An 11290-nucleotide genomic window follows, 5' to 3' on the forward strand; every position below is an offset into this window, starting at 1 on the left:
GTTGATAGCAACAAGCTCTTTCCGAAACGGCGAGGGCGGCTGAGGAAATAGTAACGGCCACTTGTCGCCAACTGATAGACAAGAGCGGTCTTGTCTACATAAAAATAACCGTCTTTACGAAGGCTCTCGAAATTCTGGACACCGATAGGATATATCTTGTTGCTCATGATTACGGTATTTAATTAAAACACTTGACAGACAAAGATACGTTTTTTTATGGATTTCCGAAATGTCGGGGAATATTAAATCATTTTCTACAATAACCCTCTTTTTTTCTATTTCACGAGAAAATAAAGGCGGATCCGATCTGTCTTTTATCTACCTATATGGCATTTTTTCTGACACACGGGCCAATCTTCTGCCGGGTTCGTCTAAACCGTGTTACACCTGTCAATCGATTCGTCCCGGTTCCTTTCATTCCGGAAAAGCTAAACTCCCGGAGAATCGAATAGTTGAGAAAACAAGAAGAGGATACGGGAATATGGCAAAGTGAACAAGGCTTTTTTCCGGGATTCCGGCAGCAGAATTCCGTGACGACCGTCTTCATCGCCGTGACGACCGTCTTCGTTGCCGCGAGCTGCCGAGATCACCATGTATGAACATTGACTTCACGGCGATAAAGACGGTCGTCACGGGAATTTTCTGCGCAATTCATGGCAAGAAGTCCCCAAAACCACTTTTTTCGTCACAGCGACAATCGTCCGGAGGACACTTGACAAAAGGGACTATGAGCTGTTTTTAAGCCGTTTTTTACAATAAGCCCATTATCGGGAACGCCAGATAAAGCACTTTAGCGACTTATCTATTATTACTCTCGTTTTTTGTTGTTATCTTTGCCCCTAAATAATCCAAATCAGCAAATGAATAAGATTAACATATATGTACTGACGCTCTTTCTGAGTCTGGCTGGTGTATCTGTCTATGCACAAAACAACCGATCACAAGTGGTTATTACAAGCGGACAAGACAATAATGTATTTTTTCATACGATAGAAAGAGGACAAACCGTTTACGCAATCGCTACCATGTACGGGGTTACGCCCGATGATATTTACCGGCTGAATCCGGACAGCAAAGAAGGGATCAAAGCAGGCGCCACCCTAAAAATCCCGCAACGCGACATGGTTGGAAATACAGCTAAGAAGCAGGAAGGGAATTATATTTTCCACACCATCCAGCCCAAAGAAACCCTGTATTCATTATCCATTCGGTACACAGTTCCCGCTACCGCCATCGTAAAAGCGAACCCCGGATTGTCTACTTCCACTTTTACGATCGGCAAGACAATCCGTATTCCGGCAACGCAAGTGGAAGATTTGCCGACGACGGAGCTCAAGACCGTTACCAAAGAAATCGAATACACCGTCCAGAAAAAAGAGACCATGTACCGGATCTGCCGGAAATTCAATATTTCCAGCTACGAGCTGATCAAGCTTAACCCGAAATTGAAAGAAGGGGTCAAAGCCGGTATGGTAATTAAGATACCCGTGCAGGCCGAAGAGAATGTGACGACCGAACCGGCAACCGCCACGCTTTCGGAAAGGGATGTCAATGCATTGCTCTCGGAACCGAAAAGCATCGAGCGCGTCAACAGCGTCAAAGTGGCCTTGTTATTGCCGTTTATGACGAACGAAGCGACCCCCTCTGCGGAAACACAACGCTTCATCGAATATTACGAAGGTTTGTTGCTGGCGGTGGATAGCCTCAAGAATACCGGCTGCTCCGTCGACCTGTCGGTTTATGATACGGGAAACGGGACAAAGAAACTGAAAGAGATTCTGAAAGAGGGCGCACTCAAAGAAGCCAATCTCATTATCGGAGCCGTACAGAACGACCAGATCGGCCCGGTTGCGGAATTTGCCCAAAAGAACAACATCAAGTATGTGATTCCTTTCACGTCGAAGAATGACGACGTGCTGTCGAACGCATACGTTTACCAGGTAAATACGCCCCACTCCTACCTATATGCCAAAGCGGCTCAAGGCGGATGCGACCTGTTTGCCGAAGACAACATAATCCTGCTGAACATCAGGGACGGCAAGGATAAAACCGAGTTTATCAAAACATTAAAAGCCGAGATGAAACAACGGCAGATCCCATTTACCGAAATCGATTATACTGCCGAAACCTTGACAGCCGATGTCGACACGCTCCTCAGAACGGACAAACGGAACGTGGTCATACCGACTTCGGGTACATTGGAGGCTCTAAACAAAATCAAGTCTCCGTTACGTATGCTGGCGGAGACAAAGCCCGAATGCGGGCTGACCTTGTTCGGCTATCCCGAATGGCAGACGTACACGCGTGACTGCCTGGAAGATTTTTATGCCCTGAACACGTATATATACAGTAGCTTCTACGCAGACAACCTGTCGAAAGAGGTGGCTGACTTCTATACCAAATATAAAAACTGGTATAGCAAGAACCTGATCAATATATTCCCTAAATATGGTATTTTAGGATTCGACACCGGTATGTTTTTCATCGGAGCGATCAACAAGTACGGTTCCAACTTCGAAAATAATCTGGATAAGATTCATTACCAGGGCGTACAGACCGGATTCGATTTCCATCGCGTAAATAACTGGGGAGGCTTCATCAATACGAACATCTTTATTGTTCATTATCAGAGTGATTTCAATGTAACACGGAATGAAGTAAGATGATCAGGAAAGTTATTGCAACAGTTATCATAGGCCTTGTCGCCCTGAACGGCATCCAGGCGCAGGACAAGTTCAAACGGGAATTGTCTTTGGGAGCTTCCTTCGGTACGACCTTCTCCAAAGTCAGTTTTGCCCAGACGAAAGTGCAGCAGAATATGAAAATGGGCTATACGGGCGGACTTACGCTCCGGTGGATCACGGAAAAGAATCTCGGATTGCAGGCCGAACTGAATTTCATCCAACATGGATGGGATGAAAAGTTCGAGGACCAGCCGCAGTACAAATACAGCCGGACGATCAACTATTTTGAACTTCCGATCCTGACGCATATCTATTTCGGCAGTAAGCGTTTCAGGGTATTTGTCAACCTGGGACCCAAAATAGGCTATGCTTTCGGCGAGAAGACAGACGAGAATCTGAACGGAGCCAAGCCGAACACCGAAAACGAGCAGCACGACATGCCCGTCGAAAAGAAATTCGACTGGGGGTTATGCGGCGGACCGGGTATCGAACTCCGTACGGGAATCGGCTCTTTCCTACTGGAAGGCCGTTATTACTATGCCCTTAGCGACATCTTCAACAGCCGTAAAGAAGATTATTTTTCCAAATCGTCTTCGCAGGTGATCTCGGCTAAGATCACGTATATGATCCCGGCGTTTTAAATCATAAGCCCTGTCTGTATTGTGAAGGCGCCACGCCGTAGATCTGCTTAAAGACTGTGCTGAAATAGCGTTGATGGGAAAAACCGGTTTTCTCCGAGACTTCCTGTATACTCAAATCCTTGTCGGCAAGGAGCCGGACGGCTTCGGCCATTCTGAACTTGTTGATATAATCGCCTATGCTGATGCCGGCAAGCAGTTTCAGTTTATTGTAAAGCGATGCGCGGCTCATGGCCATTTGTGCAGCGACAAACTGCACGTCCAAGTCCGGATTGGTCAGGTTGCTGCTGATCAGGTCATTCAGTTTTCTCATGAATTTTTCGTCGGCATTGCTGATCGTATCGGTTTTAGGCGAAACGATCTGTTCGGCTTCCTTATAACGATTCCGGATGGTCTCACGGCTCTTAAGCAGGTTGCGCAGGACAACAAGCAGGAAAGCAAGGTCGAACGGCTTCGGGACATACATATCGGCCCCTAACTTATATCCCTGTACGGCACTTTCATTATCGGTACGCGCCGTCAACAGGATAACCGGAATATGGCTGATCTCCACATCGCTCTTTATACGGCGGCATAATTCGAAACCGTTCATATAAGGCATCATTACATCACTGACTACCAGGTCGGGAAGTTTCGCCTGAATCATTTCAAGCGCCTGCCGGCCCTCTTCCGCGACATAAACTTCCTTGAAATATCCGCTCAATTCATCTTTCAGGTAGTCACGCAACTCCGGTTCATCCTCTACGACCATAACCGTATATCCGCCAAGCGGATAGTCACTGGCATCAGGTATCTCGACATCGGAAGTCTGAAGCAACTGGGACATATACGGCCTTGCCTCTATAGAAACGGACGTATTCTCCAGGGGCAGTTCGAAAAAGAAGGTCGCTCCCCGCCCTTCATTTGCCTGTGCACCGATATTTCCTCCATGCATTTCAACCAGCATCCGGGCATACGACAATCCGATGCCGCTCCCTTTCCGGTCATGTTCGCCCTGATAGAAACGGGTGAACAGGCGATCGATCTCTACATGGTCCAGTCCGAGACCTTCATCCGACAGGGATATACGAACATAGTCCGGTTTACGGCGCGTAGACAGGACGACGACGGTATTCGGCTCGCTAAACTTCAGGGCATTCATTAACAGGTTGGACAATACGATCTCACATTTGGAGACATCGAAAGGCACTTCTCCCAGCGATTCGTCAAAATCATAAACCAACCGGATGTTCCGGACCTGGAATTCAAGGGCAAAGTCGCCTGATATTTCCCTCAACCAGTCGTTAACGGATTGCCTGGTCAGGTTCAACGATTCACCTCCGATCTCCATCTTGCGGACATCCAGCACCATATTAATATTATCCTTGATCCGGCGCGTCTGCCTGAAAATACCGGTCAACAAACGCAACAACTTGTCGTCTTTCACCTCTCCCGACGCAAGCAACCGTTTCAAAGGGGCATATATCAAGGTAAGGGGCGTGCGAAGCTCATGACTGATATTGATCAGAAAACGAACCCGGTCTTCATACGTCTTCCGCTCATGTTCCTTGATCGCCCAGACCATTTTACGCTCCTTTTTCAATACCGCCAGCCAGGCTGTCAGTGCAGAGCCACCCAGAATCAGCAAGACCAGCAGGATCAGGAATCCGGTCGTTTTCCACCAGGGAGGGGTAACCGTTATTACCAGCAACTGAACCGGGGCGCTCCAGTCGCCATTCCTTTTATTGCAGGACACCCCGATATGGTATTCACCGACAGAAAGGGCATGGAAGGAAATCGTATGGCCGGACCGCTCGATCATTTCATTCTGGCTGCCTTTTATGTAATAACGAAACAGTTTTTTCCGCATCAAATCGTTTTCCTTTACGATGATACGGGCATTCAAAGATGTATAATTCCAGGGGATTGACAACCTGTTGTTATCTCTTATCACATCGGAACCGACTGAAATACCATCGAGTTCCACATCCAGCAAATTGATCGAAGGGTCCACTTCCTCCGGGAAAGGCACATTGTTCCGTATATAGACCAAACCGTTCACTCCGGCCATATACAGATCACCCGAAGCTGTCAGCAAAGGCGGTTTGAACAAATACTCATTGGCATAAACACCATCCGACTCTCCGAAAACGACCGTTTTCCCCTCTTCGGGAATATAAGCATATAGCCCGTTATGAGTCCCGATCCAAAGCCTTCCCTGCCTGTCAAATCCCAACGAGCTTGTACCGGCAAAACGGTTCTCTTCTATAGCCGTAGTCCGCTTTGTCGCCGGATCATACCGGTACAGGCCGGAAGAGGTCCCCAACCAGAAACCGCCAGCCTTATCCCGACACGCCGCACCGATCGTCCCGATCGAATCGGGCGGAGTATAAAAGACACGCATGGAGCCGTCTTTGTGGTCCAGCGCCAACAGGTTGGACAAACTGCGCAAATACGCGACCGGCCCGTCTCCGGGCACCTTCATAAGAGCGGAAAGCACCACGCCTTCCTCCTTACACCTTATTGCATCCAAACGTCGTGACAGTTGGTCGTACAAATAGACGCTATCGGAATAAATATAAAAACGTTCTTTATCCAGGCGGTCCAAATGTACAGCCAGGCCAAAGCGGAACAGACGACGGGATTCTCCGGCATCGGCAATGACATATTCGTGAAGTTCTCCGGTCTCTTTATGAAACCGGTACAATCCCTGGCTGAATATCGAAAGCAATAGCTCGTCTTCATCATATTCAACGATCGAAACCACCTTTTTGCCGAATGTCGCAGGATAATGCCGGAACCGACCGGTTCGCGGATCAAACCGATTGATGCCGTCACCGTCAGTACCCAACCACAAAATATGATCCCGGTCCTCATACAAGCTCGTCACGGTCTTATAGCTCAACCCACCGGTCGAATTAAGGGGCACACTCCCATAAGTATAGAGATTAATCTCCTTCATGCCGATCAGTCCGCCCCGGATACTGCCCGCCCACATGTTCTTCTCCTGATCACTGTAAAGACAACCAAAAGAATTGACCGGCAACGAATTATTATCTCCGGCAACATGAGCGATCACACGGACAGTCTGTTTTTCCGGATCATAGATATTAATGCCTCCCCCATCTGTCGCCAACCACAGTTCACCGTCTCTTTCCTTAATATCCAAGACGACATCGTTATTCAGCAGATTACCTGTATTCAGATGATAACGTTCCTGTCCCTCAGGTGTATATCCATATACCCCGTCCGCATATACCGAAAGCCAGATATCTCCCGACGAAGCCAGGCATACGCTCGTGACTTCTTTTGCCGGGATAAAGGGAACCCGCTCCAGCTTGCCTGTTGCAAAATGATACCACCATAGTCCGTTACGGCGGCAGACAAGCAGCACGATCTGCTTTTGTTTATCATACATATAGGCATGCGTGAAGACGGAAGTAATCTTTTCAGGCCCGTTGACCGGTAAAACCGTAATCCGGTTATCGGCATAAGAATAAGCGAAAGCCGTTCCCGCTCCAAAGAACAGGATCCCATTATCCGTCACCACCGAACTGCGCACATGCAAAGGCAAACCGGCAAATGTGATACGCACGAACCTGTCTTTGCTACCGTCATACCGGGCCAGTCCCCTATCGGTTCCGATCCAGATATTATGGCGGAGGTCTTCCGTCAAGAAAATGATAGTATTTCCGGGAATAGAAAAAAGATGATCCTTATCGCTTTTATAAGACATGATCCTCTCACGATCGAAACGGTTCAAGCCGAAACTCGTCCCTATCCAAATGACTCCCTGGTGGTCGCTCAACACACAATTGACCGTCGATTGCGAAAGGCCGTCTTTCAAGGATATCTGCTTGAAATAATAATTAGGAGTCTCTGCTTGTGTAGGAAACATACATAAGAATAGGCCCAATAATATGACAAGCAGCTTTTTCATGTAGCAAATATAGTAAAAAAGATGATTCCTGAACAATCTTAGACAATATCAAACATAGAAATCAAGGCTCACCTATACCTTTGCAATGAAGACAAGCTAAGAATGGGTAGCAGGCTCCTCCCGAAACAAAACGCCGCCTTTCTTCCCATAAAACCTGAAGTTCAACTAAATAAATAGTTTTACATCAGAATTGCTACGATTTATCAATGCTAATAGAGGTAAATATAGTCTTTAGGCTATCAGATTTAGGCCAAAAAAAGAGGGTGTCTCAGTGATGAAACATCCTCTTCTTCTTTTATATAAATTCCCAATAATTATCTCAGGCGGTCCAAAGAACGAACCAGCGCTTCATCCGCTCCGATGTTACGAATAGCCAGATAATCCAGAATCAGGCTAACCAGCGGGAAAGAAAGGGCGATCTTCAGGCTCAATGACAAAGGATCAATCCGGCTGTTCAGATTCCAGCAAAAGAAGGCAAACAGACCATAGAAACCCAACATTAAAATCGCGTTAAATATACAAAGGCGTATTTGAAGGATTCTTTTCTTAAACAGGAAGATCGTCAGAAGAGCCAGCAAAGAGATCACGACTGCCAAAGCAAACAATCCCCATGTAGGATAAATAAGTTCCGGCTGGGCTGCCATCGTACTGACGCCGGTCGCATCAAATGTAAACAACTGGTCACCCGACTGCAACACGGCAAGCGGCAAGAACAGCAAGGCGGTCGTCAATGCCACTATAACAAGCAAATAAACAGTTTGTATTCTCTGTAACATGATAATTGAAAAATTGAAAATTGAAAACTGAAAATTGAAAAATACAGAGCGCATAGGGCACCCGATAATTTTCAATTCTCAATTCTCAATTTTCAATTCATTATAGGTTATTCTTTTCTTTTGCAGGGTTCTTATGATACACCTTACCATCTTCATACTCCTTAGCTGCGATCAAAGTCGGTTTCGGGAGCTTTTCATAGTAACGTGAAATCTCGATCTGCTCTCTGTTTTCAAAAACTTCTTCCAGATTATCGTTATAGGAAGCAAATTCCTGGAGTTTCTTTTCCAGATCCTGTTTCATCTCAACAGAAATCTGATTAGCACGTTTACCAATGATTGCAACAGTTTCATACACATTGCCCGTATCAGCCGACAGCTTCATCATGTCGCGGGTAACTGTATTCGACGGAGCGTTTGTCTTTCTGTAATCCATACTTACTTTATTGATTAGTTGTTTCGTTAATACGTATCTGTTATTCGCTTGCTGGCATAGTCGTAGAACTTCTGAACCTGTTTTACATACTTGCCTTCGGGATACTCGTTCATGTAGTTGTAGTACTCATCCACAACTTCGCGGTAACGTCCCTGCAACTTTTCTTCCACACTCACTATCGCCAGTTCATATTTGGAACGGATGATATAGAACATGAACTCTTCCCTGTACTTTGAATACGGATAGTTCTTAAGTGCGTTTTGCGCGGTAATCACACATGAAAGATAGTTGTTACCCATATAGGTCCCCAGGTTGAAATACAACCGGACTGCCAGCAACTCCTTATAGGCGAGCTTTTCCTGCAGTTCGAACATGATGTTCTGGGCTTCCTTGGCCCGTTCGCTTTGCGGGTAATACTCCAAATACAATTGCAACTGGTTAATGGCTTCGTAGGTTTGTGCCTGGTCCAAGCGGGGGTCCGGTGAATCCAGATACAATCCATACCCCGAATAATAACGGGCCAATTCGGTGTACTCGCCTTTCGGATAAGTCGTATAATAGGTATTGAAGTATTGCGAAGCTGTCTGATAGTCTTTTTGGCCGTAATAGCTTTGTGCCAGCAGATACAAAGATTCTTCAGCTTGAGCCCTACCTTTGAACACAGGCACCAATTCATCCAGTAAAGTGGCAGACTTCGAATATTGTTTTGCATTGAAATATTTCTTTGCATACGAATATTTCAACTCGTAGTCTGTACTTTTCAGTATCTTGTTATACTCCCCGCAGGAAGATAACAGAACCGTAATCATCATCAATAAAAATACAACCTTTTTCATTCACATACTTTTAGCGCGCAAAGTTAAAGTTTTCCGACAAATAAACGAAGCGCTTAACGTTAATATTTACAACTTATATAAGTCACTGGCCGCGATAAGCTCCAGTTTATTGGCCTTCAGGACCTCCGCACACTTCTCCACATTGTCGGGACGGATGATCACATTGGCCGCCTCGCCCTGGGAAAAAGCATACATATACTCAATAAATATTCCGGCGGAAGTAATAATATCCATTGCTTTGGCCAATGCTCCCGGCTGATTGGGGCAATGCAGGCAAACCACATCGGCCACGCTCACGGCATACAAACGATCGCGCAAGACCTTGATGGCGGTATCCGTATCCGACACGATCAAACGCAAGATACCGAAATCCGAATTTTCAGCAACAGTGAAAGCGGACATGTTTACGCCGGCTTCACCTAATATTTTTGCAACTTCCGTAAAACGGCCTTTCTTATTCTCCAGAAAGATAGATAACTGTTTAATTAACATGGGGGATAAAATTTGATTTATAACTAATTATTTGTGATTGATGATTCTCTCCTATTCCAGTTTACGATTATCGATCACATGCTTGGCCTTACCCATACTCCGCTCGATGCTGCGCGGCTCGACAATCTTTATATCGGGTTGCAAACCGATTACGCTTTGCATACGGTTTGCGATTTTCTTCTTCAAGGCGATCATCTTGTTCATTTCGTCCGAATAACATTCCTGACGCACTTCCACTTGAATCTGGAATGTGTCGGTATTGTTCACGCGGTCGACCACAATCAGATAGTGCGGTTCGAATTCCGGCATTTCCAGAATGACCGATTCCACCTGTGACGGGAATACGTTGACACCCCGGATAATCAGCATGTCGTCACTACGTCCGAGAATACGTCCCATACGCACGGCCGTACGGCCGCATTCGCATTTGTCATAGATCAAATGCGTCAGGTCACGCGTACGATAACGGATCATCGGCATCCCTTCTTTTGTCAATGTCGTGAAAACCAACTCTCCGTGCTGTCCCGGTTCAACCGGCTGCAAAGTAACGGGGTCTACAATTTCAGGGAAGAAATGGTCTTCCCATAGATGCGTGCCGTTCTGGCATTCGCACTCGCCCCCGACTCCAGGACCGCAAATCTCCGTCAGCCCGTAGATATCATAAGCCTTGATATTCAACTTGCTTTCCAGTTCCTTACGCATGTTTTCCGTCCAGGGTTCAGCGCCAAAAGCACCGACGCGCAATTTGAATTCTTCCAACGGTATGCCGGATGAGTGAATCGTTTCTGCCAGATACAACGCATAGGAAGGCGTGCAAGCCAACCCCTTAGCCCCGAAATCGTGCATCAACTGAATCTGCTTCTGCGTATTACCGCTGCTCATCGGAATTACCGTCCCGCCGATATTCTCGACCCCGGCATGTGCTCCCAAGCCTCCGGTAAACAGGCCGTAACCGTATGAAACCTGCACCGAATCATTCTTGGTCAGACCATAAGCGGTCAGACATCGTGCCACCACTTCAGCCCAGATAGACAGATCTTTCCGGGTATAACCGACAACAATAGGTTTTCCCGTCGTTCCGGAAGAAGCGTGCAACCGGACAATCTCGGACATCGGCACGGCCATCAGCCCGAAAGGATAATTGTCCCGCAAGTCCTGTTTAACGGTAAACGGGAGCTTCACTATATCGTCAATAGAATGAATGTCTTCCGGAGTAATCCCCATTTCCTGCATTTTCTTACGGTAGAAAGGAGAATTATGATAAGCGTGTTCAACAACCCGCCTTAAGCGGATACTTTGTAATTTCCGCATTTCCTCGCGGTTCATACATTCGATAGTCTCGTTCCAAATCATGGTATCAGTTCGTTATCTTTTAATGTTAATAGTCTAAATCAGTTGCAAAGTAATAACTTTTTTGCAAAGAAACCTTCTTTTTGGTTCTCCTTTTATACCTCCTCCACGGCTCTTTCATTTAAAAAATAGACGAATATTGAAAATAAGGCTTATTTTATC

Annotated in this window: 9 protein-coding genes; 2 read left to right on the top strand and 7 right to left on the bottom strand. The window is 46.3% G+C overall.

Annotated elements, in window-relative coordinates; genetic code table 11:
* On the bottom strand, positions 1-167 hold a 167-nt coding region (locus tag RDN79_RS18250; protein ID WP_308573337.1), incomplete at its 3' end, for an AAA family ATPase.
* 693 nt (positions 168-860) lie between these two features.
* Here RDN79_RS18250 and RDN79_RS18255 point away from each other — a divergent pair.
* Positions 861-2666 carry a LysM peptidoglycan-binding domain-containing protein gene (locus RDN79_RS18255; RefSeq protein ID WP_298551783.1) on the top strand — a complete coding sequence of 602 codons (1806 nt, stop codon included), beginning with the start codon at positions 861-863 and terminating at the stop codon, positions 2664-2666.
* Positions 2663-3325 carry a porin family protein gene (locus tag RDN79_RS18260; protein ID WP_298551781.1) on the top strand — a complete coding sequence of 221 codons (663 nt, stop codon included), beginning with the start codon at positions 2663-2665 and terminating at the stop codon, positions 3323-3325. Before RDN79_RS18255 ends, RDN79_RS18260 begins: the two co-directional genes overlap by 4 nt.
* Position 3326: 1 nt before the next feature.
* Here RDN79_RS18260 and RDN79_RS18265 read toward each other — a convergent pair whose 3' ends face one another.
* The 6 genes from RDN79_RS18265 to RDN79_RS18290 form a co-directional block, all read right to left on the bottom strand.
* On the bottom strand, positions 3327-7241 hold the full coding sequence (locus RDN79_RS18265) for a two-component regulator propeller domain-containing protein (RefSeq protein ID WP_298551779.1): 3915 nt from the start codon (positions 7239-7241) through the stop codon (positions 3327-3329).
* 314 nt (positions 7242-7555) lie between these two features.
* The gene (locus RDN79_RS18270; RefSeq protein ID WP_298551776.1) at positions 7556-8017 is read right to left on the bottom strand and encodes a DUF4293 domain-containing protein; all 462 of its coding nucleotides are present in this window, start codon (positions 8015-8017) and stop codon (positions 7556-7558) included.
* Between the two features lie 100 nt (positions 8018-8117).
* Positions 8118-8450 carry a DNA-directed RNA polymerase subunit omega gene (locus RDN79_RS18275; RefSeq protein ID WP_298551774.1) on the bottom strand — a complete coding sequence of 111 codons (333 nt, stop codon included), beginning with the start codon at positions 8448-8450 and terminating at the stop codon, positions 8118-8120.
* A gap of 26 nt (positions 8451-8476) precedes the next feature.
* Entirely contained in the window at positions 8477-9286 is an 810-nt protein-coding gene (locus tag RDN79_RS18280) for an outer membrane protein assembly factor BamD (protein WP_298551772.1), read from the bottom strand.
* Between the two features lie 66 nt (positions 9287-9352).
* Complete coding sequence (locus RDN79_RS18285) at positions 9353-9778, bottom strand: hypothetical protein (RefSeq protein WP_005639303.1); 426 nt, start codon at positions 9776-9778, stop codon at positions 9353-9355.
* Positions 9779-9829: 51 nt separating this feature from the next.
* Positions 9830-11131, bottom strand: a complete 1302-nt coding sequence (locus tag RDN79_RS18290; RefSeq protein ID WP_298551768.1) for a phenylacetate--CoA ligase family protein — start codon at positions 11129-11131, stop codon at positions 9830-9832.
* Between the last annotated feature and the right edge of the window lie 159 nt (positions 11132-11290).

Source organism: uncultured Parabacteroides sp., from assembly GCF_902493135.1.
Taxonomy (GTDB): Bacteria; Bacteroidota; Bacteroidia; order Bacteroidales; family Tannerellaceae; genus Parabacteroides.

Coding starts and splice junctions, on each gene's coding strand:
- RDN79_RS18265 (WP_298551779.1), bottom strand. CDS start 7,241: ATGAAAAAGCTGCTTGTCATATTATTGGGCCTATTCTTATGTATGTTT.
- RDN79_RS18275 (WP_298551774.1), bottom strand. CDS start 8,450: ATGGATTACAGAAAGACAAACGCTCCGTCGAATACAGTTACCCGCGAC.
- RDN79_RS18255 (WP_298551783.1), top strand. CDS start 861: ATGAATAAGATTAACATATATGTACTGACGCTCTTTCTGAGTCTGGCT.
- RDN79_RS18260 (WP_298551781.1), top strand. CDS start 2,663: ATGATCAGGAAAGTTATTGCAACAGTTATCATAGGCCTTGTCGCCCTG.
- RDN79_RS18270 (WP_298551776.1), bottom strand. CDS start 8,017: ATGTTACAGAGAATACAAACTGTTTATTTGCTTGTTATAGTGGCATTG.
- RDN79_RS18290 (WP_298551768.1), bottom strand. CDS start 11,131: ATGATTTGGAACGAGACTATCGAATGTATGAACCGCGAGGAAATGCGG.
- RDN79_RS18280 (WP_298551772.1), bottom strand. CDS start 9,286: ATGAAAAAGGTTGTATTTTTATTGATGATGATTACGGTTCTGTTATCT.
- RDN79_RS18285 (WP_005639303.1), bottom strand. CDS start 9,778: ATGTTAATTAAACAGTTATCTATCTTTCTGGAGAATAAGAAAGGCCGT.